At 63.7% G+C, this 24,538-nt stretch carries 21 protein-coding genes; 10 read left to right on the top strand and 11 right to left on the bottom strand.

Translation table 11 applies throughout. The annotated features are described in order from the left end of the window. Window positions 1-8: 8 nt before the first annotated feature. The gene (locus F0P97_RS25890) at window positions 9-1,076 is read right to left on the bottom strand and encodes a tripartite tricarboxylate transporter substrate binding protein (RefSeq protein WP_232538066.1); all 1,068 of its coding nucleotides are present in this window, start codon (window positions 1,074-1,076) and stop codon (window positions 9-11) included. Window positions 1,077-1,242: 166 nt separating this feature from the next. On the opposite strand from F0P97_RS25890, the gene F0P97_RS25885 reads away from it, so the two are divergent. Beyond that, a complete protein-coding gene (locus F0P97_RS25885; protein WP_182284906.1) occupies window positions 1,243-2,073 on the top strand; it encodes an urease accessory protein UreD in 831 nt (276 codons plus the stop codon). Window positions 2,074-2,148: 75 nt separating this feature from the next. On the opposite strand, the gene F0P97_RS25880 is transcribed toward F0P97_RS25885, so the two are convergent. The 3 genes from F0P97_RS25880 to F0P97_RS25870 all read right to left on the bottom strand — a co-directional run bounded on the left by F0P97_RS25880 (window position 2,149) and on the right by F0P97_RS25870 (window position 7,001). Continuing rightward, window positions 2,149-3,456, bottom strand: a complete 1,308-nt coding sequence (locus tag F0P97_RS25880) for a hypothetical protein (protein ID WP_182284905.1) — start codon at window positions 3,454-3,456, stop codon at window positions 2,149-2,151. Window positions 3,457-3,559: 103 nt separating this feature from the next. After that, window positions 3,560-5,911, bottom strand: a complete 2,352-nt coding sequence (locus tag F0P97_RS25875; RefSeq protein WP_182284904.1) for a cytochrome P450/oxidoreductase — start codon at window positions 5,909-5,911, stop codon at window positions 3,560-3,562. Between the two features lie 103 nt (window positions 5,912-6,014). Beyond that, window positions 6,015-7,001, bottom strand: a complete 987-nt coding sequence (locus F0P97_RS25870) for a Bug family tripartite tricarboxylate transporter substrate binding protein (RefSeq protein WP_182284903.1) — start codon at window positions 6,999-7,001, stop codon at window positions 6,015-6,017. 230 nt (window positions 7,002-7,231) lie between these two features. On the opposite strand from F0P97_RS25870, the gene F0P97_RS25865 reads away from it, so the two are divergent. After that, window positions 7,232-8,131: an IclR family transcriptional regulator gene (locus tag F0P97_RS25865; RefSeq protein WP_232538065.1), complete on the top strand. Its 900-nt coding sequence runs from the start codon at window positions 7,232-7,234 to the stop codon at window positions 8,129-8,131. Here the strand turns inward: F0P97_RS25865 and F0P97_RS25860 are convergent. Further along, on the bottom strand, window positions 8,083-8,910 hold the full coding sequence (locus F0P97_RS25860) for an IclR family transcriptional regulator (protein ID WP_182284902.1): 828 nt from the start codon (window positions 8,908-8,910) through the stop codon (window positions 8,083-8,085). The genes F0P97_RS25865 and F0P97_RS25860 overlap by 49 nt on opposite strands. 147 nt (window positions 8,911-9,057) lie before the next feature. On the opposite strand from F0P97_RS25860, the gene F0P97_RS25855 reads away from it, so the two are divergent. The 5 genes from F0P97_RS25855 to F0P97_RS25835 all read left to right on the top strand — a co-directional run bounded on the left by F0P97_RS25855 (window position 9,058) and on the right by F0P97_RS25835 (window position 14,070). Next, window positions 9,058-10,014, top strand: coding sequence for an MBL fold metallo-hydrolase (locus F0P97_RS25855; RefSeq protein WP_182284901.1), 957 nt, complete (start codon window positions 9,058-9,060; stop codon window positions 10,012-10,014). A gap of 254 nt (window positions 10,015-10,268) precedes the next feature. Further along, a complete protein-coding gene (locus F0P97_RS25850) occupies window positions 10,269-11,948 on the top strand; it encodes an FAD-dependent oxidoreductase (protein WP_182284900.1) in 1,680 nt (559 codons plus the stop codon). Window positions 11,949-11,986: 38 nt separating this feature from the next. Beyond that, window positions 11,987-12,253, top strand: a complete 267-nt coding sequence (locus tag F0P97_RS25845) for a DUF2783 domain-containing protein (RefSeq protein WP_182284899.1) — start codon at window positions 11,987-11,989, stop codon at window positions 12,251-12,253. 96 nt (window positions 12,254-12,349) lie between these two features. Further along, entirely contained in the window at window positions 12,350-13,324 is a 975-nt protein-coding gene (locus F0P97_RS25840) for a Bug family tripartite tricarboxylate transporter substrate binding protein (protein WP_182284898.1), read from the top strand. Window positions 13,325-13,431: 107 nt separating this feature from the next. Beyond that, entirely contained in the window at window positions 13,432-14,070 is a 639-nt protein-coding gene (locus F0P97_RS25835) for a response regulator (RefSeq protein WP_003081054.1), read from the top strand. Between the two features lie 124 nt (window positions 14,071-14,194). Here the strand turns inward: F0P97_RS25835 and F0P97_RS25830 are convergent, their stop codons facing one another. From F0P97_RS25830 to F0P97_RS25815, 4 genes are all read right to left on the bottom strand, one after another. Continuing rightward, the gene (locus F0P97_RS25830; RefSeq protein ID WP_182284897.1) at window positions 14,195-14,596 is read right to left on the bottom strand and encodes a GFA family protein; all 402 of its coding nucleotides are present in this window, start codon (window positions 14,594-14,596) and stop codon (window positions 14,195-14,197) included. Window positions 14,597-14,636: 40 nt separating this feature from the next. Continuing rightward, window positions 14,637-15,113: a hypothetical protein gene (locus F0P97_RS25825; protein WP_182284896.1), complete on the bottom strand. Its 477-nt coding sequence runs from the start codon at window positions 15,111-15,113 to the stop codon at window positions 14,637-14,639. Between the two features lie 49 nt (window positions 15,114-15,162). Continuing rightward, entirely contained in the window at window positions 15,163-15,699 is a 537-nt protein-coding gene (locus F0P97_RS25820) for a DUF2867 domain-containing protein (protein ID WP_182284895.1), read from the bottom strand. Window positions 15,700-15,877: 178 nt separating this feature from the next. Next, window positions 15,878-18,541 (bottom strand): PAS-domain containing protein, encoded by a 2,664-nt coding sequence (locus F0P97_RS25815; protein ID WP_182284894.1) that lies wholly within the window; start codon window positions 18,539-18,541, stop codon window positions 15,878-15,880. A gap of 215 nt (window positions 18,542-18,756) precedes the next feature. On the opposite strand from F0P97_RS25815, the gene F0P97_RS25810 reads away from it, so the two are divergent. Next, window positions 18,757-20,073, top strand: coding sequence for a dicarboxylate/amino acid:cation symporter (locus F0P97_RS25810; protein WP_182284893.1), 1,317 nt, complete (start codon window positions 18,757-18,759; stop codon window positions 20,071-20,073). Window positions 20,074-20,188: 115 nt separating this feature from the next. On the opposite strand, the gene F0P97_RS25805 is transcribed toward F0P97_RS25810, so the two are convergent. After that, entirely contained in the window at window positions 20,189-21,007 is an 819-nt protein-coding gene (locus F0P97_RS25805) for an RIO1 family regulatory kinase/ATPase (RefSeq protein WP_182284892.1), read from the bottom strand. Window positions 21,008-21,077: 70 nt separating this feature from the next. Beyond that, complete coding sequence (locus tag F0P97_RS25800; protein ID WP_182284891.1) at window positions 21,078-22,826, bottom strand: FMN-binding glutamate synthase family protein; 1,749 nt, start codon at window positions 22,824-22,826, stop codon at window positions 21,078-21,080. Between the two features lie 180 nt (window positions 22,827-23,006). Here F0P97_RS25800 and F0P97_RS25795 point away from each other — a divergent pair, with 180 nt between their 5' ends. Then, on the top strand, window positions 23,007-23,804 hold the full coding sequence (locus tag F0P97_RS25795) for a YecA family protein (protein WP_003076152.1): 798 nt from the start codon (window positions 23,007-23,009) through the stop codon (window positions 23,802-23,804). A gap of 209 nt (window positions 23,805-24,013) precedes the next feature. Beyond that, window positions 24,014-24,328 carry a helix-turn-helix domain-containing protein gene (locus F0P97_RS25790; protein ID WP_034348855.1) on the top strand — a complete coding sequence of 105 codons (315 nt, stop codon included), beginning with the start codon at window positions 24,014-24,016 and terminating at the stop codon, window positions 24,326-24,328. The last annotated feature ends 210 nt before the right edge of the window (window positions 24,329-24,538 follow it).

The raw sequence follows: 24,538 nt of genomic DNA, 5'->3' as shown, positions 1-24,538 counted from the left end.
GCGAGGCTTCAACGGGCCTGGGCAATACGGGAGGTGCTGGCCGGCAGCAGGCCCAGCTCGGTGAGAAGCGCATGGCTGCGTTCGACCTGTGCACTCAGGGCGTGGGCGGTGTCCTGCGGGCCGAGAAACACGGGCTCCCACTGGTTGAGCGCCACAAAGTCCTTCCACTCCCGGGTTTCGGAAACCTTGCGCAGCGCATTCACCCAGTACGCCTGCTGCGCGGCGCTGGCTCCGGGTGCCGTCATCACGCCCTGAAACGAGTCGCTGACATAGTCGATGCCCTGCTCCTTCCAGGTGGGCGACTGGGCGAACACGCCTTCAAGCCGCTTGTCGGCGGCAATCGCCAGCACGCGCACGCGGCCCGACTGCAGATAGGGCAGCAGATTCGGCGTGGTGGCCGAAACCACATCGAGATGCCCGCCTGCCAGCGCCACCATGGATTCGGCGGAGGACTTGTAGGGCACGATGCGCAGTTTCTGGATATTCACGCCGCCTTGCTGCAAGGGCTGGGCCACGCCCAGATGGATGTGATTGCCCAGCGTGGTGGCGATGCCGATGGAGTATTTCTCGGGGTCCTTGCGCAGCTGGGTGATCAGATCCTGGGCATTGCGCAGCGGCGAATCCGCACGCACGACCACGGTGGTGAACTCGCGCAGCAAGGTCACCAGCGGCGTGCCTTTTTGCAGATGCGCGGGCAGGGCGTTCTGCGCCAGGCTGTTGCCGTAGCTGGTGCTCAGCGTCATCAGCGTGTGGGCGTCGCCAGGGTGGCGGTGCAGGCTCTCCAGCGCGGCGATCGCATGCGCGCCGGACTTGTTGCTGACCACGAACTGCGGTGCATGGCCCTCGCGTGCCAGCAGCTCGGTGAGCTTGCGGGCTGCCTGATCCAGCGCAGCGCCGGCTCCGCTGGGGACAATGAATTCCGTGGCTTTGCTGGGCTTCCATGCCGAGGCCGCTGCACCGCCAGATTGCGCAGCAGCAGGGCTCGTTGCCAGCGTGCAGCACAGCACCGCCATCGATGTCAGCCACGGGGCCAGAGTGCGATGCAGGCGGGAATGAGTTACGGTACTGGCCGACATGAAAGCTCCTGAAGTCAATCGCCATGCGCTTTGCGGGCTGGCGTGCTGAAGACTGTAGAAGCGCGGCAGCCTTGCAACAACGAATGAATTTTCATGAGTTAGTAAGCAAAAGAGCTGAGCTACCCGGGCCTGAGCGGCAGGCCTGCTTGAAGAGGCAAGAAAGACGATGACCTGGCATGCGCAACTGGCGCTGAACTATTTCCTGCAGGCCGGCAAGACCTCGGTGCATTTCACGCACGATGGTCCGCTGCGCATCCTCAAAAGTCTGTATCCCGAGGGGCCGGCCATCTGCCACAACGTGCTGGTGCACCCACCGGGCGGGCTGGTGGGCGGCGATGTGCTGGACATTGATGTCCATGTCGCAGAAGGTGCGCATACGCTGGTCACCACGCCTGGTGCCACGCGCTTTTACAAAAGCAACGGGAAGCAGGCCATGCAGCGCACCCGGCTGCGCCTGGACCCCGGTGCGAGGCTGGAGTGGCTGCCGCTGGAGGCGATTGCGTACAACGCCTGCGATGCTGTCAACCAGCTGGAGTTCGATCTCGCCGAAGACGCTCAGCTGCTGACCTGGGATGTGACGGCGCTGGGCCTGCCGCTGGCGGACCAGCCCTATGAGTCCGGCAGGTTCGAGCAGCACATCGAATGGCCGGGCCGTTTTCTGGAGCGCGGCGTGATCGATGCACAGGACGAGCTGCTGCTCAATGGCGATCTGGGACTGGCCGGGCATCGCTGCCTGGGCAGTCTGATCTTTGCCAGCGGCTCAGCCATGGCACGCCATCAGCGCGAAGCCTTGCTGGAAGGCACGCAGGAGCTGCTTGCCAAGGCCGCTCCGGCGGTGTTGAGCGGTGTCACCGCCCCCAATGAAAACATGCTGGTTTTGCGCTGTGCATCACCTGTGGTTGAGCCTGTGATGATGCTGTGGAAAACCGTGTGGATATTTTGGAGAAAAGAACTCTGGGGTCTGCAGGGCGGCACGCCGAGAATCTGGTCCATGTGAGCCAGCGACCGGCCGATCTGCGGCTGCTGCAGCCCGGCATCCCTAGTAGCTTGGGCGCTGTTGCAGGCCAGGGTTTCAAGGTGCCGATCGGCCGGTGCACCGGGCCAGCTCGGCCTGGGTCCAGTTCAGGCGTTTGCGCAGCTGGGTGCAGGCGGCACCACCGTTTTGAGGATCGCGCTCCATGCAGAGCTCCTCGATCATGGCCAGTCGGGCGCGCGTGTGGCGGTGCTGTTCAAGCGAGCAGCTGCGTGTGCCCGCTTCGGCTCGCGTTCCGCCTTTCGAGCGCGTGCCGGGCGGCACGGCCGTCCAGCCCCGGTGGTGCCAGGGCGAGAAGGAGGCTGAAGGCGTGATCTCTATGCCATTCACGCGTCCTTCCAGGCCGGGAAACGTGGACAGCATGGCGGCTGCCACCAGGGCCGGGTCGCTCATGCGTCCCAGCGCCGTATCGCAGTCCATGACATCAAGATTCAGGTCCGGCGGCAGCAGTCTCAGCACGCCATAGATGCGGGTGGCATCGGTCTCCAGCTCCTTGACGCTGCGCCCGTTGCGGCCCAGCACCAGGCCCATGCCGACCAGTTGGTACTGCGTGTCGCGCAGGGCGGTATCGGGGCCGGTGTGGATCTTGACATCGCCCGAGGCCCTGCCCGCAAACATGAGCAGCCTGAAGGCATCCGTGGAGAACAGCGCCTGCACCTCCAGATGGCAACGGGCCGGGGCGGCGGGGCGCAGCATGCTTGGCAATTCCTTGGCGGCGTCGCCGTGGACCAGCATGGCTGTGCGCGGCAGCATCTCCGCTGCTATCCGTGCCTTGCCAAGGCTCACTGTGGCCGGCACGCTGGCGTCAATGGAGCCGGCTGTGGGAAATTGCGCCAGTGCCTTGAAGCCGGGCTGCATCACGGACAGTCTGTCGTTGCTGACGATGCCGCCTGTGGCGATCTCCAGGCGCCCGTTCTCGAAGCGGTAGTAGCTGGGCACTTCGTCGGTCTCGGTATAGCTGCCGTGGCGCGTGGAGACGCGGTAGCGGATCTCGCGCCCGCCCATCTCCATGAAGGGGCGCAGCGTCTCCAGCAGGGCCTGGCGCGTGGCGGCATCGTCCTGGCGCAGCGTGATCTCCACACGTGTGGAGCCATAGCCCAGCAGCTTGTCAAACGCATGGCGCATGACGGCCTGGTCCGGAAAGGTGATGACGGCCCCCACCATGCCAGCCAGGGCCGCCACGCCGCCCAGCAGCAGCGGCCAGGTCGAGCGCTCGTCGGCTTGAGCGCGAGTCACGGCGCTCCAGATGGCTTGCACGCCATGGCCCAGCCAGCTGGTGGCCACGAAGGCGATGAGCGCTGCAGTCGGCGCCCACACAAGAATCAGCAATATTTGCAACAGGCCCATATGGGCTGTGATTCTAGGCACAAGCCATGCATGGCCTGCGGCAGCCTCCGGCAGGGTGCTGCCCGCCCGGGGGCTGCCCGCCTGGGGCTGCCCGCCTCGGACGCTACAGCGCCAGAACGATTCTGGACTCCTGCGTCCTGGCGCGAGAGCAGCAGCTCATCATCTTCGTGCATGCCGCGCGCTCGGCACGGGTCAGCACCATGTCGCGATGGTCGATATCGCCTTCGAGCACAGGCACCTCGCAGGAGCCGCACAGGCCTTCGCGGCAGTCGCACTCGATATCGATATTGGCGCTGCGCAGTGCATCGAGCAGGGTCTCATCGTTGCGCACCTGCAGCGTGATGCCGGACTCGCGCAGTTCGACCTCAAAGCCGTGTTCCTTGTCCGGGTCGAGGGCTCCCAGGGTGCTGGAGAAATGCTCCACGCGCAGGCTGTCCTCGGGCCAGTGGCGGCAGGCCTCCGCCAGGCCGTCGAGCATGCGCTGCGGACCGCAGGCATAGATCTGTGCGCCTGGCCTGACCTGAGCCAGCAGCGCCTGGTAGTCGGCTCGCCGGCCCTCCGCGCCCACATAGATCTGCAGGAGCTCGCCATGCCGTGCCTGCAATGCATCCAGGAGCGCCATGCGCTCGCGCTGGCTGCAGCTGTAGTGGATTTCATAGGGGATGCCCAAGGCCTGGGCGCGAGCCGCCATGGCCGCAACCGGCGTGATACCTATGCCTCCGGCGACGAGAATCAGCTGCTGCGCGCCTTCGTCGAGCTTGAAGTGATTGCGCGGGCCGCGCATCTGCACCTTCATGCCGGCCTGCAGCGCATCATGTATCCAGGCCGAACCGCCACGGCTGTGCTCCTCGCGCAGCACGGCGATCTCGTAGGTATCTGCTTGCTGCGGATCACCGCATAGCGAGTACTGGCGCGAGATGCCCGTGTCGCCGCAGTGCAGGTCGATATGCGAGCCCGGGGTCCAGCGTGGCAGGTCGCGCCCGTCGGGCGCCTTCAGGCGCACGCGCAGCACGTCCTGGGCAATCAGCTCGGTGCTTTCCACCAGCATGCTGCGGCTGACGCCGCCTTGCGAGGATTCGCCGATGCGCACAGGCTGCTGCTCGGCCAGCACGGCGGGGTTGGCGCGCTCGGGGTTGCGGCTCACATCCCATTGCACCCACAGATGTTCGGGGCCGCGGAACGAGGTGTTGGGTACATAGGTGAAGCGTTGCTCGGCCAGCTGCATATGGGGCAGGCGGCGTGTGAATTCCTCGAGGAAGATCTGCATTTCCATGCGCGCCAGATTCTTGCCCATGCACTGGTGGGAGCCGTAGCCGAAGGTCAGGTGATCGCTGGCATTGTCGCGGTGGATGTCGAACAGGTCGGCATCGACAAAGTGCTGCTCGTCGTGGTTGGCCGAAGAGGTGACGATGAGCAGCTTGCTGCCGGCCGGAATGGCCTGGCCGCCGATCACCACATCCTTGGTGGCCAGGCGCCGCCAGGCGGCTACCGAGCCGTTGTGGCGCAGGCATTCCTCCACGGCATTGGGTATCAGCGAGGGATCGGCGCAGATCTCCTGCCAGACCTTGGGGTGCTGCAGCAGCAGCTTGACGGCATTGGCCGTGGCGTTGGCCGTGGTCTCGTGCGCGGCGACCAGGCCGGCCATCATCATCGAGTGCAGATAGGAGTCGGTGACGACATCGGGCAGCTCTTTTTGCTTGCGGATGCCGTATTGCATCCAGCCCTCGGCGTCGGGATCGGCGCGCATCTTGTCGAGAATCCGGCCCGCGTGCTGCCAGAAGTTGCCCACGGCATGAGCCACGGCCACCTGCTCCTCGGCCTGCGGTCGTCCCCAGGTGTTGACGGTGTGGGCGATGCTGTACTGGCGCAGCGTGTCCATATCGTCTGCGGGCACGCCCAGAAAATGCATGGCCACCGTCAGCGGTACTTCCCACAGCATCTGATCGACGAGATCGGCGCGGCCGTCGTCGATGAAGCGGTCCACGTATTCGCGGGCCAGCCGGCGCACCATGGGCTCGTGGTGCTTGAGCTCCTCGGGCGTGAAGGGCTGCATCAGCGCGCGGCGGCGCGGCATGTGCGCGGGCTCGTCCTCGTTGACCAGAGTGCGGTTCAGCGCAAAGCCATAGCTGGCGAGCACGGCATTGGCCTCATCGCCCGTGGGCGTGATCTTCTCCAGCGCAATCGAGGGGCTGAAGGTCAGGTTGTCGCGGAAGATGGCCTTGATGTCGTCGAAGCGCGTGACCACCCAGTAGCCCAGCTGCGGGCTGTAGAACACCGGCTCCTGTTCGCGTGCCCAGCGCACATATTCGGGCGGGTCCTGCTGGTAGCCGTCGGCAAAGGGATCGAAGCTGGCGGCACCGTGGCTGATGGGGCAGCCCGTAGGGCCGCTCTGGCCGGTGGGCTTGCCGAACTGGCTGTGATCGATGGGGCAGCGACTGGGGGTGGAAGTGGTCATGGCTCGCTCGCAAACGCAAAGAGGCAGGAGATGGCATAAGCCATCGGACGAGAGCGCAGAGGCGGCCTGCCGCCAGCCTCTGCGGCATGGATCAGCGGGGCAATCAGTCCAGCGTGATGTTCAGGTCCTTGATCAGCTTTTGCCAGCGTGCGCTTTCGCTGTGGATCAGCGCCTGGAACTGCTCGGGCGTGTTGCCCACGGGCTCCACGCCAAAGTCGATGAGCTTTTGCTTGACCGCAGGCTCGTTGATGGCGGCGACCACCTGCTTGTTCAGCGCCGTGACGACGTTGGCCGGTGTCTTGGCCGGGGCCACCATGCCGACCAGGGCCGCAGCCTGCACGCCGGGCAGGCCCAGCTCGCCGAAGGTGGGCACATCGGGCAGTTGGGGCAGGCGCGTGGCATTGGCCACGGCCAGCGGACGCACCTTGCCGCCCTTGATGAAGCCGGCGCCGGCGGCCAGGTCCACCATCATCACGGGAATCTGACCGCCCGCCACATCGGCCAGCGCCGGAGCCGCACCGCGATAGGGCGCATGGGCGAGCTTGAGGCCGGCCTCGGACTTCAGCAGTTCCATGGCCAGGTGATGGGGGCTGCCCGCACCGGCGGAGCCGTAGTTCACGCCCTCGGCACTGGCTTTGGCCGCGGCAATGAACTCCTTGGCGGTCTTGGCCTTCTCGGCGGGGCCGGCCACCAGAATCATGGGAAAGCGGCCCATGAGCGTGACGGGCGTCAGATCCTTGCCGGGGTTGTAGCTCAGGCTCTTGTAGAGCACGGGGTTGAAGATCAGCGTGCCGTTGTCGGCCGAAAGGACGGTATAGCCGTCGGCCGGTGCGCGCGCGGTCTCCGAGGCGCCGATGGCCGTGTTGCCGCCCGGGCGGTTGTCCACGACGATGGGCTGATGGGCCTGGGCGCCCCAGGCCTGGCCTATGGTGCGGGCCAGAAAGTCCGAGCCACCGCCTGCGGCGTAGGGCACGATCCAGCGCACGCTCTTGCTTGGGTACTTGTCCTGGGCCATGACGGTGCCGGGGGCTGCGGCCAGCCAGAGCATGCTGGTGGCCAGAACCGAGGCGGTGAAGAGGCGTTTTTTCATTGAGGGTGTCTCCTGGGCTGTGGTGTTGTTTGCCTGCGGGTTAACCAAGCTTCACTCCGCCTGCGGTTCCGCTTTAATACGGAAATTGTTTTGCGTAATTTTTATACGCATAGCGTAAATATGCTTCAAGGGATTACCCGAGAGTCAGCACCAGACATGCGTGAAAATGTCTTCAACGGCTTACGAGACAGGCGCAACCAGCTATGAAAATCGAGAAGAAGACTTTGGCTATGGCGAAGCGGCAAGCAGCCAGCCCAGCCGCAAGAGTGGCGTCGCCGAATGCCCGGCAAGAGCCGGATCAACGTCGCCAGCGTGTGCAGGCCGCAGAGACTTGTCTGGCCGTGCTCAAGGCACTGGCCGGGCTGGGCGGGCGTGCCAGTCTCACGGCCATCGGTGCTGCCGTCGATGAAAGTCCCGCCAAGGTGCATCGCTATCTGGCCAGTCTCATGGCCGAGGGCCTGGTGGAGCAGGACCGTGGCGGCACCCAGTACGCGCTCGGGCGTGAGGCCATTCATATCGGCCTGGCTGCGATGCGCCAGAATGATCCTGTGCGCATGTCCGAGCCCGCTTTGCAGCATCTGCGCGAGTCCTTGCAGGTCACGAGTTTTGTCGCGGTCATGGGCAATATGGGGCCCACCATCGTGCGTTTTGAAGAGCCCAGCCTGCCCATTACCGTCAATGTGCGTGTGGGCTCGGTCATGTCCATGCTGTGGTCGGCCACGGGGCGGGCATTTTTTGCCTTCATGGAGCCGCAGCCCGAGGTCGAGGCGCTGCTGGCACGTGAGCTGGATGCCGCCAGCCCGGAGCATCGCCGCCTGCTGCATGCCAGCAAGCCGCTGGAGCAGCTGCGCAGCGAGATTCGCGCGGCCGGCTGTGCGGCGATCCGCGACCTGAATCTACCCGGCATCAGCGCCGTGGCAGCGCCTTTGTTCGATTACAACGGCCATGTGGTGGCCGTGCTCTGCGCGCTCGGGGCCAGCGGCGGCTTCGACCCCGATCCGCAGGGCAAGATTGCCCAGGCTGTGTGCGAAGAGGCGCGCAGTATCAGCGCTTCGATGGGCTACCGAGTCCAGGTCTGTGATCAGGCACCGGTCAGCACAGCCGGGGCTCCCAGGCGCTGGGACAGCTGACGGGCCTGGGTCTGCAGTGTCCGTGCCGGCAGACCGGCGGGGTCCAGCGTCAGCGTGACCGAAGGACCGATGGCGGCAATCGCCAGCACCAACTGGCCGAAGCCGTCGAACACCGGCACCGCCAGCGCGCTCACGCCCGACAGCAACTGGTTCTCGACCACGCTCAGGTGGTTGCGGCGAATGGAGTCCAGTTCCTTGGCAAACGCCGGTTCGTCCAGACTGTGGCCTTCGGCCTGCAGCAGCGGTGCGATACGGGCCGGGTCGCCGAAAGCCGCAAAAATCTTGCCCGTGGCGGTATGGCGCAGGGAGGCCGGCGTGCCGTGGCGCATGGCCACATAGACATGGGTCGGGCCTTCCTCGACACGGATGATGATCGGCCCCTGGCCGCTCCACATGGACACCGACACGGTGTAGCCCACCTCTTGTGCCAGGGCGGGCAGCTCGGCAATCGCCATGCGCACGGGATCGGCCTGCTGCAGGCTGATGAGCCCCATCTGGATGGCCAGCGGCCCCAGGCCGTAGTGGCCGCTGACGCGATCCTGCTCCATCAGGCCCAGCTTGCAAAAGCTCACCAGATAGGGGTGGGCCTTGGCCGCCGTCATCTCGGCCTCGCGTGCCAGATCCTTGAGCGCCATGCGCCGGCCCGTGCGCGCCAGCACCTTGAGCAACTGGCCGCCGACTTCCACGCTCTGTATGCCGCGCGGTGCGCGCGCGGGTTCGTCGTCACTGGATTCAAGCATCAAACGGGCGTCGGTCGAAGAAGAGTTGGCATGAGGCATGACGGCATTGTGACGGTGTAAAAGCGGCTGGAAAGCCGCAAGGGTTTTTCACTATGACAAATCGATTGTGCAATGTTGAATTTATATCTAGCATTCGGAAATTCGATAAAGCTGAATGCATTTGTTTAAAACAAAGAGATTGCAACGATGAGCACCAAGACCTTTGCCTCCGCCGCCGACCTTGAAGTCAAGAAGGTGAGCTTCGACAAGCTCTCCGAACATGCCTATGCCTACACGGCCGAGGGCGACCCCAACACCGGCATCATCATCGGCGACGACGCCGTGATGGTCATCGACACCCAGGCCACCCCCGTCATGGCCGAGGACGTGATCCGCCGCATTCGCGAGGTCACGGACAAGCCCATCAAATACGTCACGCTGTCGCACTACCACGCGGTGCGCGTGCTGGGAGCCTCGGCCTATGGCGCCGAGCACATCATTGCCAGCCAGGACACCTACGATCTCATCGTCGAGCGCGGCGAGCAGGACAAGGCCAGCGAGATTGGCCGCTTTCCGCGCCTGTTCCAGAACGTCGAGAGCGTGCCCGAGGGCATGACCTGGCCGACCATGACCTTCACCGGCAAGATGACGCTGTGGCTGGGCAAGCTCGAGGTGCAGATCCTGCAACTGGGCCGCGGCCACACCAAGGGCGATACCGTGGTCTGGCTGCCCCAGGACAAGGTGCTGTTCAGTGGCGATCTGGTCGAGTTCGATGCCACGCCCTATGCCGGCGATGCCTACTTCCAGGACTGGCCGCAGACGCTGGATGCCATCGCCGCCCTCCAGCCCGAAAAGCTGGTGCCCGGCCGCGGCGCGGCGCTGCAGAACGCGGCCGAAGTGCAGGCCGGCCTGGCAGGCACGCGCAGCTTCATCAGCGACCTGTGGGCCGAGGTCAAGGCTGGTGCCGACGCCAGGCAGGACCTGCGCAAGGTCTACGAGGCGGCCTTTGCCAAGCTGCAGCCCAAATACGGCCATTGGGTGATCTTCAACCACTGCATGCCCTTCGACGTGACGCGCGCCTATGACGAGGCATCGGGCCACGCCGACCCGCGCATCTGGACCGCCGAGCGCGACCGCGAGATGTGGCTGGCGCTGGAAGGCTGATCGCCTGCGGGGCCGCCCGGCTGGCAGTCTCCTGCGCAGGTGCGGCGGTCTACTGCGAAGCTATCTAAAACAGGAGCTGCTTGCGCTTTGATCGCAATGAATTCAAATGGAAGCAGCATTGAATTCATTGACTGACAAGCGGTAGTAGCTATCAAAAAAATAGAGTTTGAATCCGGTCGCAAAGAGCCGGAGGGGCGGCTTTTGCCCCAAGAAACAGATCCACGCTTTTCAAGGTTTGCGCACCGATGAACGCCATGTCCACTCCAGCCATTGCTCCTGACGCCCTGCGCGGCAGCGCCGCCGACATCCAGTCCATCCAGATTCCCTATCGGCGGCATGCAGACCAGGATGCCGATGTCCCGGCCCGCCACCCCGTGGTCGTCGTCGGCGCCGGGCCCGTGGGCCTGTCGCTGGCCATCGATCTGGCCCAGCGCGGCCAGCCGGTGGTGGTGCTCGACAACGACTGCAAGCTGTCCACGGGCTCGCGCGCCATCTGCTTTTCCAAGCGCACGCTGGAGATCTGGGACCGCCTGGGCGTGGGCCAGTCCATGGTGGACAAGGGCGTGTCCTGGAATCTGGGCAAGGTGTTTGCCGGGGATAGGTCGCTCTACCAGTTCGACCTGCTGCCCGAAGCCGGTCACGAGCGCCCGGCCTTCATCAATCTGCAGCAGTATTACGCCGAAGCCTATCTGGTCGAGCGCGCACTGCAGCTGCCGCTGATCGACCTGCGCTGGCACAACAAGGTCACGGCGCTGGCGCCGCGCGACGACGGAGCCCTGGTGACCGTGGAAACGCCCGAAGGCGAGTACCGGATCGATGCCCAGTGGGTGCTGGCCTGCGACGGATCGCGCTCGCCCTTGCGCGGCCTGCTGGGCCAGGAAAGCCATGGCCGCATCTTCCGCGACCGCTTTCTGATTGCCGATGTGAAGATGCATGCGGATTTCCCGAGCGAGCGCTGGTTCTGGTTCGATCCGCCATTTCATCCGGGCCAGAGCGTGCTGCTGCACCGCCAGCCCGACGATGTCTGGCGCATCGACTTCCAGCTGGGCTGGGAGGCCGATCCCGAGGAGGAGAAAAAGCCCGAGAACATCCTGCCGCGCATCCGCGCATTGCTGGGCAAGGACGCGCACTTCGAGCTCGAATGGGCCAGTGTCTACACCTTTGCCTGCCTGCGCATGGACCGCTTCGTCCACGGCCGCGTGGTCTTCGCGGGTGACAGCGCGCATGGTGTCTCGCCCTTCGGCGCACGCGGCGCCAACAGCGGCGTGCAGGATGCCGAGAACCTGGCCTGGAAGCTCGACCGCGTGCTGCGCGGCCAGGCCGACGCTGCGCTGATCGCGACGTACGGTGCCGAGCGCGAATACGCGGCCGACGAGAACATCCGCAACTCCACGCGCGCCACCGACTTCATCACGCCCAAGAGCGAGATCAGCCGCCTGTTTCGCGATGCGGCGCTGGAGCTGGCGCGCGAGCATGAGTTTGCACGTCGCATCGTCAACAGCGGGCGTCTGTCGGTGCCGGCCACGCTGCATCACTCGCCGCTCAACACGCCGGACAGCGAGGCCTTCGCGGGTTCGCAACTGCCCGGTGCCGTGCTCAGCGACGCGCCCATGCGCCGTACCGGCGACAGCCAGATCACCTGGCTGCTGCGCGCCCTGGGCCCGGACTTCACGCTGCTGCATTTCGGCCCCACGCCGGACTGGGCGCGCGAGCTGACCGGTGTGCTCAATCTCTCGATAGCCGCCGAGGGCGATGCCGGGGCCGCGCAAGCCGATCTGCTGGATGTGCAGGGTCTGGCGGCGCAGCGCCTGGATGCGCGGCCGGGCACCAGCTATCTGCTGCGCCCCGACCAGCATGTCTGCGCGCGCTGGCGCCGTCCTGACGAGGCTGGCGTGCGTGCCGCGCTGCTGCAAGCCAGCGGCGCCTTGCAATGAAATACCCCAGAGGATTCCCTTCTTTTCAGGAGACCGCCATGCTGCTGTCCACCCATCCAAATCTGCAGGCCTGCGACGATTTCTATGAAGCCCTGATCACCACGCATCAGGGCCTGGAAACCGCGCAAAGCCACGCCCTCAATGCCCGCCTGGTGCTGCTGCTGGCCAATCACATCGGCCATCAAGAGACCTTGCTGCATGCGCTCGAACTGGCCCGCGCCAGCGCAGGATTCGCTCCTGCCGGCGCAGATCCTGCCGAGCGCGGTGCCGTGACACCGGTTGCCCCGGTACACGCTGCCGCTTGAGATGCAGCAAGCCGCCGGCCTGGCGGCAGCTGCGCCATCCCCTAAAGGCCCCGTCACCAAAATCTATTCAAGGGGCCATGAATCAAGGAGACAAGGATGATGCAACGCAAAAAATTTCTGGCCGCACTGGCCTGCTCGACGCTGGCATGGGCTGCAGGGCCGGTCGCCATGGCGCAGGAAAAGCCCCTGGAATGGGTCATAGGCTACGCCGCAGGCGGGGGCTCCGACGTGGTGGCCCGCGTGATTGCCGAAGCCATGGGCCGCAATCTGGAGCGCCCCATCGTCATCAACAACAAGCCCGGTGCGGGAACCAATATCGCGGCCGAGTACAGCGCACGCTCGCATGACTACGGCAACCTGATGTTCACGGCCGACTTCGCCACGCTGGCTGCCAATCCGTTTCTGTTCCGCAAGCTCAACTACAACGCCGAAAAGGACTTCAAGCCTGTGGGCATGCTGGTGCGCTTTCCCATGCTGCTGGTGGTCAACAACGATGTGCCGGTCAGCAATCTGAGCGAGTTTGTCGCCTGGGCCAAGCAGCAGAAGACCGGCGTGAGCTGGGGCTCGGCCGGCCTGGGCAGCCCTCATCATCTGGTTGGCGAGCTGTTTCGCGAAGAAGCCGGTCTGGGCAATATGACCCATGTTCCTTATCGCGGTGCTGCGCCGGCAGTGCAGGATGTGATCGGCGGCCAGATTCCTGCCATGTGGGCCGATAGCGCCACCATCATTCCCTTCCTCGGCGAGAAAAAGCTCAAGGCCATAGGCGTGGCCAGCCCGGCCCGCATCGATGTGCTGCCCAAGGTCGCCACCTTGCAGGAGCAGGGCCTCAAGGGCTTCGAAGGCTATGCCTGGCAGGGCATCGTCGTGCCCAAGGGCAGCTCGGCCGAGGTGGTCAAGAAGTTCAGCCAGTCGCTGCAGTTTGCACTGGCCGACACTCGCACCAAGGCCCGTCTGGCAGCCATGGGGGTCGAGCCCATGCCCGGCAGCTCCGAGCAGATGGAGAAATTCGTCAGCAACGAGCGCAGCAAATGGGGGCGCGTGATCACGGCCAACAACATCAAGCTCGATTGACAACCAGACTCAGCGGGCCGCAGCCTGGGTGACGGACAGGCCCGGGCGCTGCGGGATATGCGTTTTTGCAGATGCAGCGCCGTGCCAGCCGTGGCAGACTGCGGGCCATGTCCGAGCCCACTCTTCTCGTTGCCGACGATCACCCGCTGTTTCGCGCAGCGTTGATCCAGGTGCTGCACGACCGCTTTCCGCAATTCCGCATTGTGGAGGCGGCCAGCGCCCAGACCCTGGGCGCAGCGATGCAGGATCATCCCGAGATCGAGCTGGTGCTGCTGGACCTGGCCATGCCCGGCGCGCGCGGCTTCTCGTCCCTGCTGCATCTGCGCGGCGAATATGCGCAGGTTCCGGTGATCATCATCTCCTCCAATGACGACCCTCGCATCATCCGTCGCGCCCAGCAGTTCGGGGCGGCAGGCTTTATCTCCAAGTCTGCTGCTGCAGACGATATGAGTGCCGCCATTGACGATGTGCTGAGCGGGGATATCAGCTTTCCCTCCATGGTGGCCGAGCGCTCGGAGGCCGATGCGGCCCTGGCCGCTCGCCTGGCCCAGCTCACGCCCCAGCAGTTTCGCGTGCTGCTGTGCATTGCCGACGGACTGCTCAACAAGCAGATCGCGCACGAACTGGGCCTGGCCGAAAACACCGTCAAGGTCCATGTGACGGCGATTCTCAAGAAGCTCGAATGCTATTCACGCACCCAGGCCGCCGTGCTGGTCAAGAGCCTGGAAAACGATCACGAGGTTTGATTGCCCTGGTGCCTCAAGGTCCCTCAGTCTTGATAGCTTGCTGCGTTTTTCTGGTAATGGTTCGAGGTGTTATGCCTCATTTTTGTGCAGCTTGCAGCGGCATGCCGCTGTCGCAGTTCGATGGCTACAAGTGCGCAAAAAACTCCGGCGTCGTGTCCCAGCGATCGTGCATGCCATCGACATAGGTGACGGGAATTCGCGACAGCTCCTCCTCCGACAGCTCTTCCAGGCAGCCGATATTGATGCCGTACATCTGGCCTATCGGCGTGTTGTGGCCCACGCCAAAGACGCGGATGCCGCAACGTTTGCAGAAGAAATGCTGGTTCTTTTGCGAGCCAAACACATAGAGTGTGAGCTCCTTCTCGCCCGTAATAAGGCGAAAATTTTCGGGGCTGGCGATGGCGGGCCAGAATCGGCTGCGTCTGCAGATGGAGCAGTTGCAGCGATAGCTGGGCTGGCTCAGGTCCAGGCCGACTTCAACCTGAACCCGGCTGCAATGGCAGCTGGCACGATAGGATTTCAGCATCTGGCGACCCCTTGTGTTGAGACGGGCCGCCACCGGGATGTCAGCCTTGATCGAAGCTTAGATAGTTCAGATGCTCCTGGCTACGCCAGACCGCACACCATGCATTGATATCGCTGCCGTGGGAGAAAAAGATCTCCCAGCGATGATCGACCTCGTCCTGAAAAACCTGTCTCGCCGCATTGATGAAGCGATGACAATGGGTCGGGAGCGAGCCTTGGGCATCTTGCGCATCGATCAGCCAGAGGAAGTCCTCTTGCCAGTCGGCGTCGCACGATACTTCATGCACGGATTTCAGACGCAGCCTGCTGACCACATCGGGCCGATGAGCGAGATCGATCCGGCAGCGCACAGCCAGGCGGTCGTCAATGCCGCTGCCTCCGGCATAAAAGCCCAGCGCATAGTGCAAGTCTTCCTCTGCAGGCGCAAAGCCGATCAGATTGGCAATGAGTGACATGGGCTTCTCCACGCACATGTCTTTGCTGTCGTGTCGATGAGCCAGGCTGTCGTAGTCGCGCATGTCTTCTGCAACCGTCTAAGGAAGAGCAGGCATGCACAGGTGTGTCGCCTCATGCTGCATGGGTTGGCCCTCCCAGGGAGGACAGAACGGCAGGAGCGATCAGCCTGTGCATGGGTTTGACGGGCAGCATGTAGAGATGCCCCAGTGCGTTCTTGACATGCACGACGGTTGTGACGGTGATGACGGTGTCCAGGGAACGGATGTCGCTCTTGCGGTGAATGCTGAGCACGACTTTCAGATGCTTGTCATCGTCGCCGATCAGGGCTTCATCAAAGGTGTTCTCGAACACCGTGAAGATGCCGACCCTGTCGCCGGGGCCGTAGCTGGCTGCTGGTTTTCCGGGCTTCAGGGCCGACAAGGTGCCCAGGTTCTTGAGCCCCACCAGGCCGCCGACCAGATTGCGCGCACGCATGCAGATTTCAATCCAGCGCGGCGTTTTCCGCGCGGCAAGAATGAAGTGGTCCAGTGCAGACAGGCCTGTGGCGTCCGAGACGATGCTCCAGGAGTCGTGAAAGCTGGCCCCGGCCAATCGCTGTGCGATGCGGCTGCCGGGCGGAACGGCGGATTCAACGGGATGATGGTGCATGCTGTCTCTGTCAGGGTTGAACGGCCCGCGTGCCTGAAAGCCGCAGAGGCTGTTGCAGCATATCGAAGAATCCGCCGCTCGGCTTGCGCAGTCATGGCGTGCAGACCGGTGCTGGTCCTGAATTGATAGCGAGAGTTCGATGCACTGAAAGCGCCGCAGCTGGAAGTGACTTTGGTTGTCAGGCGCTCCCGCCTTCTCGTCCGCGCAAAAAGGTCTGGCTCATCAGCGCCCGCAGCGCCGGCGGTCTGACCGGCTTGGCCAGAAAGCCCCAGCCGCGTTCGGCAGCCTGGCGGCGCAGGGTGCTATCGCCTTCAGCGGTCAGCAGGATGACGGGAGGCTGCTGCCCCCAGCGCTCGCAGAGCTGGGCATAGATATCGGGGCCGTAGAGCTGGCCCAGATGCACATCGAGCAGCACCAGTTGCGGGGCATTGCCGGGCGCTGCGTAGGCCAGGGCTTCGGGGGCATTGGCGGCCAGCGGCACGTCGCAGCCCCAGCGCTCGAGCAGGGCGCAGGTGGCGTCGCGGGTGGCGGGATCGTCCTCCACATACCAGACGGTGCCGCCCTGCAGCGGACTGTCCACACGAGCGCTGGGGGAAGGCTGCTGCGATACCGGCGTCAATGCAGCGGCCTGGCCCAGTGGAACCTTGACCCAGAAGACGCTGCCCTTGCCCAGGGTGGAGCGCAGGCCGATCTCATGGTCCAGCAATCTGCCCAGGCGTTCCACGATGGCCAGGCCCAGGCCGGTGCCGCGGTCGTCGGCATGGCCTTCGTCGAGGCGGCGGAACTCTTCGAAGATTTCCTTTTGCAGGCTTTGGGGGATGCCAGGACCCTGGTCATGCACCTCGATGCGCACCTGGTCGCCCTGGCGGCGACAGCCCACGACGATACGGCCCTTGCGCGTATAGCGGATGGCGTTGGAGACAAAGTTCTGCAATATGCGGCGCAGCAGGGCTTCGTCGCTGCGCACGATCAGCCGGCTGGGCATGCAGTGCAGGCTCAGGCCCTCGTTCTCGGCCTGCAGTGCAAAATTGTTGTGCACCACTTCCAGCAAGGAGTTGAGCGCGAAGTCACGTACGCGGACTTCGAGCTGGCCCGATTCCATGCGCGAGATGTCGAGCAGGCTGGTGAGAATGGCGTCCTGAGAGGCCAGTGCCTTGTCCACCCGCTGGGCCAGTTGGCGGCCTGCCTCATCGTGCAGATAGGTGGGCAGCAGGCTGGTGAAAATGCGCGCCGCATTCAGCGGCTGCAGCAGGTCATGCACGGCCGAGGCGACAAAGCGGGTTTTGTAGCGGTTGGCGCGCTCGGCCTCCTGTTTGGCCTGGGCCAGGTCCCGGGTGCGATCGGCAATGCGCTTTTCCAGCGTATCGGCCAGATTGCGCAACTCGCGCGCCGTGTTCTTGTAGCTGGTGATGTCGGCATAGCTGGTGACAAAGCCGCCATCGGGCAGGGGGTTGCCGCGAATCTCCAGCACCGTGCCGTCGCCCTTGGCGCTTTCGTGCAGATGAGGGCTGCCGCTGCGCAGATGCTGGAGGCGGCGCTGGATCGCAGGCTCCACATCGCCCTTGCCCAGCAGGCCGCGCCTGGCGTTGTGGCGTATCAGAGCCTCAATGGGCTGGCCCACATGCATGAGCTCGGGCGGGTAGCGGAACAGCTCCACATAGCGCGAGTTCCAGGCCACCAGCCGCAGCTGTGGGTCCACGACCACCACGCCTTGCGGCAGATGCTGCAGGCTGCGCGAGAGTCCGGTGTCGGCCTGCTTGGCGGCCTGGACAATGCCGTCCTGCGCGGTGCGCAGCTCCTGCGCATGCTGGTGCAGAACGGTCTCCAGCTCCTTGCGGCTGCGCTGGCGCAGGGCAGCCAGACGCTGGCGCTGGCGGATATAGAGTACCAGCAGCGAGGCGGCGAGCCACAGGCCGCCAGCGGCCACTGCCGCCCAGTGGCTGGCCGTCTGGCTGTGGACGATGTCGTGCAGCAGGTGCAGCTGCCATTGGCTTTCGGGGAGTTCCATGCGCAGCCAGAGCATGGGGTCGACCAGCGGAGGCTGGCTGAAATGCGCCAGCATGCCGATGCCCGCAGGCTGCCGGCTGGTGCGATAGCCGAGCGGAATCAGAGTCTGGCCCGCGTATTGATGGGTGTCCCGTACCTCCTGCTGGTCGCTGCTGGACAGCGGCTCCAGCAGGCGGTAGCGCCATTCGTCGCGGTTGGAGAGAAAGACCACGCCATGCTCGTCCGAGGCGAAGACGATGTCGGGCGATTGGCTCCACTCGCCTTCGAGCTCCTGAAACAGGATCTTGATGGCGATGAGTCCAAGTACCGAGCCGTCATCATCATGAATGGCCTGGGAGAGAAAGTAGCCGGGCAGTCCCGTGGTCATGCCGATGCCATAGAAGCGGCCACTGCCCTGGTTCAGCGCCTGAGTCACATAGGGGCGAAAGCTGTAGTCCTCGCCCACATTGCTGTGCGAGTCGCGCCAGTTGCTGGCGGCCACGGCCTTGCCGCTTCTGTCGATGAGGGTCAGCGTGGAAGCTCGGCTGGCGCCGTTGGCCTGCTCCAGCTTGCGGTTGAGCCTGTCCACCTCGGTGGCTCTGAGCGGGTGGCTGAGCGCGCTCTTGAGTTCGGCATCGAGCGCCAGCACCTCGGGCAGGGTGCGGTAGCGGTCCACGCGCTGCACCATGGCCTGGGCATAGAGCGTGAGCTGGCGTTGCACGCTTTCGCTTTCATCGTGCAAAGAGGTTTGCAGCGCGACGCGACTGGCGGCCCACATGCTCAGCAGCATGCCGCTGAGGACGATGACAAGGGTCAGAAACAGTCGGTTTCGGGCAAGGTTTCGCGCAAGACGCATGACGAGGTCGGGTGATCAAGGAGCCCAGTGTGGCTCTGGAGCAGTTTCAGTGCCGATTCTGAGGCCTAGGGATTTCCCTAAGTTGGTGCATGCTCTCCCAGGGAGCGCGTCCCGACCTAATACCAATGGGTTATCGGCACAAAAAGGGCGCGGGAGTACAAACGGCAGCAATTCGGCGCACCACGGTGGTGCGCCCGCAATTTTGGAGATGCAGCGTGCACACTCTGCCCACAGAATCTGCTCCGCGCGAGCACTTGCCGTTCTACCGTCAGCTCTACTTCCAGGTGGTGTTCGCCATCATCGTGGGCGTGCTGCTGGGGCACTTCGAGCCCGCCTACGGCGAAGCCATGAAGCCCTTTGGCGATGCCTTCATCAAGCTCATCAAGATGATCATCGCGCCGGTGATCTTCCTGACCATCGTCACCGGCATCGCCAGCATGACGCACCTGAGCGCCGTGGGTCGTGTGTTCGGCAAGGCCATGGCGTATTTCCTGACCTTTTCCACGCTGGCGCTGGTTGTGGGCCTGATCGTGGCGAATGTGATGCAGCCTGGTGCCGGCATGCATATCAACCCTGCCGACCTGGACCAGACGGCCGTCAAGGGCTATGTGGCCAAGTCGCACGAGATGACGCTGACCGGCTTCGTGATGGACATCATCCCCAAGACGCTGATCAGTCCATTCGTGGGTGACAACATCCTGCAGGTGCTGCTGGTGGCCGTGCTGTTCGGCGTGTCCCTTGCCTTGGTCGGCGAGGCCGGCAAGCCCGTGCTGAGCTTCTTCGAAGCCCTGACCAAGCCCGTGTTCAAGCTGGTCAACATCGTGATGAAGTTCGCTCCCATCGGTGCCTTTGGCGCCATGGCCTTCACCATCGGCAAGTTCGGTCTGGGCTCGCTGGTCAACCTCGCCGAGCTGGTGCTGACCTTCTACATCACCTCGGCCCTGTTCGTGCTGGTGGTCCTGGGTGCGGTGGCGCGCTTTTGCGGCTTCTCCGTGATCAAGCTGATCAAGTACCTCAAGGACGAGCTGTTGCTGGTGCTGGGCACATCGTCTTCCGAATCGGCTCTGCCTTCGCTGATGCACAAGATGGAAAAAGCCGGCTGCAGCAAGTCCGTCGTCGGTCTGGTCGTGCCTACCGGCTATTCCTTCAACCTGGACGGCACCAATATCTACATGACGCTGGCTGCTCTGTTCATTGCCCAGGCGACCGATACTCATCTGACCCTGGGCCACCAGATCGCTTTGCTGCTGGTTGCCATGCTGTCGTCCAAGGGCGCGGCGGGTGTGACGGGGGCTGGCTTCATCACCCTGGCAGCGACCCTGGCCGTGGTGCCCGAGGTGCCAGTGGCCGGCATGGCTCTGATTCTGGGTGTGGACCGCTTCATGTCCGAATGCCGCTCGCTGACCAACTTCATCGGTAACGCCGTCGCTACCGTGGTGGTCTCCAAATGGGAGAGCGCGCTGGACTACGAAAAGCTGGATGCTGCTCTGGCAGGCAAGGAAGAAAACGAGGCGGTGTCCGCTCACGCCTGAGCGAGCACAGGCCTCATGCCAAAAAGCCCCGGCCATCAGGTCGGGGCTTTTTTCATGGATTTCAGGCTTTAAGCCCAGCCGGGGAAGGCGTTGATAGCTATTGATTCGATTGCATTCAGGCGGAGTGTGAGGTGGCCGTCAGCAAGTCATGGGCCGCCAGCACGCGCAGGGTGTCGCGCCCCAGGCTCTTGCTGCGGGGCAGAAAGCGCACCCAGCTCAGTTTGTTGACGGTGCGCTCCAGTACCTGCCGGGCCTCGGCGGGAAGCTGCTGCACAAACTGCAGCCAGGCCTGCCGGGCCTGCTCCAGCGCACCTGCCTGCTGCAGAAACAGTGCCGTGGACTGGGCGTAGTTGAGCGCATCGCGCGCCATGCAGACGGCTTGCGGCAAATGGGCAGCAGGGTCGTCTTCAAAGTCGATGAAGCCTATGACCCCATCGGCGCAGACCACCATATTGCGCGCTACGGCCTGGCTCAGTACCTCGCCGCTGGCATGGGCCTGCTCGATGGCCTCCAGGCCTCTTTGCCAGAGCTGCAGCGTGGCCTGCGCACCCTGGGCAATCGCGTCTTCGATGGCATTGCTCAGGGACGGCGCCTCTTCGCCCGGGCGGCCCAGATGGCGCATTACAAAGGCCTGGTCGTCCGTGGCCAGCACTTGCGGCACGCGCAGGCCCTTGGCCATGAAGCTGCGCAGGCGGCGCACCTCGGTTTGCAGGGATTCGGTCCCGCCGGGGTTGGGCACGGGCTGCAGCACGGCGGCCCTGAACAGCTTGGCCAGTGTGCTCAGCAGCCAGTAGTTGAGGGCCGGGTTGCCCTTGTTGGCGCGCTTGACCCAAAGGGTTTCATGCGCGAGTTCATAGCGCATGATGCTATGGGGCTGGTCCAGATGCTCGCGCAGGAATGCCTGGTAATCGATGGCGTTATGCGCAGATGGCATCTGCTCTTGGGTGGAAATATCCTGAGATGGCACGGCGTGGGGTCTGTCAGGCGCGCGAGGCTCTGGCTTCTCAGGTCCAGATGCCGTTGCGCTGGGGAAAAGCCTGCGATTGTGCCGCGTTGTCGGAACTGCCCGCAGCAGAAGGGCGCAACACGGGCTCGTGCAGCGGCTGAAAGCTCTGTGCCGTGGCCAGCGGCCAGTAGTTCTGGAAGACCTTGTGCTGGCGCTCCAGGTTCTTGAGCAGGCAGCCCGGCTCCACGCGCAATATCAGGTTGGACAGCAGGCTGACCTGGGTGTCGTCCAGCCGGCGCACTATATGGTGGGCCGTGATCTCGTTGGGATGCCTGAGGCCAGCGGCCTGAACCAGCTCCTGCAGCGCATGCAAGGTGTTCTTGTGGAAGCTGGCCACGCGCGTGGCCTTGTCGGGCACGACCAGCGCCTGCTGGCGCACGGCGTCTTGCGTGGTGACGCCCGTGGGGCAGGTGCCTGTGTGGCAGCTCTGGGCCTGAATGCAGCCCAGCGCCATCATGAAGCCGCGCCCCGAATTGCACCAATCGGCACCCAGGGCCATCATGCGGGCAATGTCGAAGGCCGTGATGACCTTGCCTGCCGCACCGATCTTGATGCGCTGGCGCAGGTTCACGCCCAGCAGCGTGTTGTGCACCAGCAGCAGGCCTTCCTGCAGCGGTACGCCCACATGGTCGACAAATTCCACAGGCGCAGCGCCCGTTCCGCCCTCGGCACCGTCGACGACGATGAAGTCGGGCGTGATATTGGTTTCCAGCATGGCCTTGACCATGGCAAACCATTCCCAAGGGTGACCGACGCAGAACTTGAAACCCGTGGGCTTGCCGCCTGAAAGACGGCGCAGCCTGGCGATGAACTGCATCAGCTCCACAGGGGTGGAAAATGCGCTGTGGCTGGATGGCGAAATGCAGTCCACGCCAATCGGTATGCCGCGTGCTGCTGCAATTTCGGGAGTGACCTTGGCTCCAGGAAGCATGCCGCCATGGCCGGGTTTGGCGCCCTGGCTGAGCTTGATCTCTATCATCTTGACCTGCGGGTCGGTAGCGTTGGCGACGAATCTTTCTTCGCTGAACGTGCCGTCCGCATTGCGGCAACCGAAATAGCCCGAGGCCACCTCCCAGATCAGATCTCCGCCATGCATGCGGTGGTACTGGCTGATCGAGCCTTCGCCCGTATCGTGGATGAAGCCGCCCATCTTCGCGCCCTGGTTCAGCGCCTGGATGGCGTTGCCCGACAACGCGCCAAAGCTCATGGCCGAGATATTGAAGACGCTGGCGTGATAGGGGCGGGTGCAGGGATCCACTCCTTCAGCTGGTTGCTCCTGCGTGCCGCCAATCCAGAGGCGGAAGTCATGCGAGCTGAGCTTGGTGGGCTGCAGCGAGTGGTTGACCCACTCATACCCCTGCTGGCTCACGTCGAGCTGGGTGCCGAACGGCCGGTTGTCGACCTGGCCCTTGGCACGCTGATAGACCAGCGAGCGCTGGGCGCGCGAGAACGGCTGGGCCTCGGTATCGCCTTCGATGAAGTACTGGCGAATCTCGGGGCGTATGAACTCGAAGATGAAGCGCAAATGTCCCATGATGGGGTAGTTGCGCAGAATGGCATGTTGCTTTTGCAGCAGATCCCAGATGCCCAGCAGCACCAACAGGCCCGAAGCGATCAGCCACCCAAGCCCCCTGTCTGCTGTCGTCAGCGTGTAGAGCGTGGTGCCCAGTACGACCACCGAAATGGTTAGCGCGCTATAGCGCAGAGGCAGACTATTGAAGAAGCGATGCACTGCAGATACTCCCATGGCAGGGTGTGTTGATGGTGGCCCGCTAAAATTCAGCCCGTACGGGAGCATCCTGCCCCCAGCCCCATCTCCCGGCCCTGCACTTCGATAGTGATGAAACGGTCCGGGCCATCATAAAAGCCTTTCCCTATGCAAGAACAAGCACCTAACTCCGCCGCAGAAGATGCGGCACTCGCCGACATGCCCGAGGGCGCACTGAGCAACGACCAGCTCGAAGAGCTGGATGCGCTCCTCGACGAACTGCGCACCCGCGGCGACGAAATTCCCCAGTGGGAATTCTGTGACGGCTTCCTGACCGCTCTGGTCTGCACGCGCCGCCCCATTGCCGCTGCCGAATACATGCCCATGCTGCTGGGCGATGGTGAAGCCCTGCAAGTGGCCGAAGGCCAGCCTCTGCCCAAGCTGGAAGTCTTCAAGGACGAGGCCCAGCAGGCACGTTTCATGGAGCTGTTCGAGCTGCGCCTGGCCGAAGTGCGCGAGCAACTGGACGCCGACATCAAGTCCCTGGCCGACGACGCAGCCTTCCAGCCCGAAGCGCTGGATACGCGCGGCGCCATCGCCATCCTGCCCGAAGCCGAGCAGGCCGAGCTGGCTGGCGAAGAAGTGCCCTCGTTCTCGCAAGTGTGGGCGCTGGGCTTCATGTTCGTGGTGGAGAACTGGGCCGACGAATGGGCTGCGCCACGCGACAAGGAAGCAGCACAGTTGCTGGACGCGGCCATGGAGTTCATCGTCAACCTGACCGAGGACGACACGGACGAGCCGGCTCTGAATCTGTACGACGAAGCCGGTCCTGCCTCGACCAGCCAGGAGCGTGTGGATGCCTTTGGCGAAGCCATCTGGGCCGTGTATGACCTGTACCGCCTGTGGAAGAGCATGGGCCCACGCCAGGAAACCATCGTCAAGGGCGAGCAGCCCGGCCGCAACGACCCTTGCCCCTGCGGTAGCGGCAAGAAGTTCAAGAAGTGCCACGGGGCCTGACCAGAGCCTCCGCCTGAGACTCTTTGATCAGCCCCGTCAAGGGGCGGCAGCACCGCTGCAGAGCGGTCTTTGCTTGCTGCCCCGAGTTAGGGATAGCGGCATTGCAGAGCCCGCTATCAAGGCGTCTTGGTTGTCGGGAGGCTCAAACTAAATAAAGGCCGCGTGACATTTGCGCAGGCATTGGCGTGTAGTGTGAGTTAGTGGGATAGATGACGCATTTAGGTGAGCGCATACGCGCCCGGCGACAGGCGCTGGGTTTGAGCCAGGGACGCCTGGCGCAGATGGCGGATGTCACTGCATCCGCCATCTCGCAGATCGAGTCGGGAGCCATTCGCACTCTCAAGAATGACACGCTGGCAAGACTGGCCGTTGCGCTGCAGACCACGGCGCTGGAATTGATGGCAGGTCTGCATTCCGAGACCGCATCGCTACCCAGCGATGAGCAGCGCCTGCTCGACTGCTATAGAAAACTGCAGCCACCGCTGCAGGACATTGCTCTCAAACTGATTAAAGCCCTGCAGTGATTTCCGAATCACTTTATTGAGCAATCTCTTTTGTTTCAGAAAGGCCTGCTGTCTGCAGGCCTTTTTGTTCTTTCATCTGAAACAAAGGGTTAACCCGATTATTGAATGTAGGACGAAATCTATTAATCCGTAGGAAATAAATGAAGATTGCGTAGATTGAACCGGAAGACATATGTGAGGGAAGAGTCAAGAAAATTTCAGATGATTCCC

Source organism: Comamonas testosteroni, from assembly GCF_014076415.1.
GTDB classification, from domain to species: domain Bacteria; phylum Pseudomonadota; class Gammaproteobacteria; order Burkholderiales; family Burkholderiaceae_C; genus Comamonas; species Comamonas testosteroni_F.
Note: the sequence above shows the minus strand (reverse complement) of the source record. Positions and strands in the feature narration are given on the sequence as shown.

Coding starts and splice junctions, on each gene's coding strand:
- F0P97_RS25840 (WP_182284898.1), top strand. CDS start 12,350: ATGATGCAACGCAAAAAATTTCTGGCCGCACTGGCCTGCTCGACGCTG.
- F0P97_RS25860 (WP_182284902.1), bottom strand. CDS start 8,910: ATGCCTCATGCCAACTCTTCTTCGACCGACGCCCGTTTGATGCTTGAA.
- F0P97_RS25790 (WP_034348855.1), top strand. CDS start 24,014: ATGACGCATTTAGGTGAGCGCATACGCGCCCGGCGACAGGCGCTGGGT.
- F0P97_RS25820 (WP_182284895.1), bottom strand. CDS start 15,699: ATGCACCATCATCCCGTTGAATCCGCCGTTCCGCCCGGCAGCCGCATC.
- F0P97_RS25845 (WP_182284899.1), top strand. CDS start 11,987: ATGCTGCTGTCCACCCATCCAAATCTGCAGGCCTGCGACGATTTCTAT.
- F0P97_RS25865 (WP_232538065.1), top strand. CDS start 7,232: ATGGCGAAGCGGCAAGCAGCCAGCCCAGCCGCAAGAGTGGCGTCGCCG.
- F0P97_RS25855 (WP_182284901.1), top strand. CDS start 9,058: ATGAGCACCAAGACCTTTGCCTCCGCCGCCGACCTTGAAGTCAAGAAG.
- F0P97_RS25870 (WP_182284903.1), bottom strand. CDS start 7,001: ATGAAAAAACGCCTCTTCACCGCCTCGGTTCTGGCCACCAGCATGCTC.
- F0P97_RS25835 (WP_003081054.1), top strand. CDS start 13,432: ATGTCCGAGCCCACTCTTCTCGTTGCCGACGATCACCCGCTGTTTCGC.
- F0P97_RS25885 (WP_182284906.1), top strand. CDS start 1,243: ATGACCTGGCATGCGCAACTGGCGCTGAACTATTTCCTGCAGGCCGGC.
- F0P97_RS25795 (WP_003076152.1), top strand. CDS start 23,007: ATGCCCGAGGGCGCACTGAGCAACGACCAGCTCGAAGAGCTGGATGCG.
- F0P97_RS25805 (WP_182284892.1), bottom strand. CDS start 21,007: ATGCCATCTGCGCATAACGCCATCGATTACCAGGCATTCCTGCGCGAG.
- F0P97_RS25830 (WP_182284897.1), bottom strand. CDS start 14,596: ATGCTGAAATCCTATCGTGCCAGCTGCCATTGCAGCCGGGTTCAGGTT.
- F0P97_RS25890 (WP_232538066.1), bottom strand. CDS start 1,076: ATGTCGGCCAGTACCGTAACTCATTCCCGCCTGCATCGCACTCTGGCC.
- F0P97_RS25875 (WP_182284904.1), bottom strand. CDS start 5,911: ATGACCACTTCCACCCCCAGTCGCTGCCCCATCGATCACAGCCAGTTC.
- F0P97_RS25815 (WP_182284894.1), bottom strand. CDS start 18,541: ATGCGTCTTGCGCGAAACCTTGCCCGAAACCGACTGTTTCTGACCCTT.
- F0P97_RS25850 (WP_182284900.1), top strand. CDS start 10,269: ATGTCCACTCCAGCCATTGCTCCTGACGCCCTGCGCGGCAGCGCCGCC.
- F0P97_RS25880 (WP_182284905.1), bottom strand. CDS start 3,456: ATGGGCCTGTTGCAAATATTGCTGATTCTTGTGTGGGCGCCGACTGCA.
- F0P97_RS25825 (WP_182284896.1), bottom strand. CDS start 15,113: ATGCGCGACTACGACAGCCTGGCTCATCGACACGACAGCAAAGACATG.
- F0P97_RS25800 (WP_182284891.1), bottom strand. CDS start 22,826: ATGGGAGTATCTGCAGTGCATCGCTTCTTCAATAGTCTGCCTCTGCGC.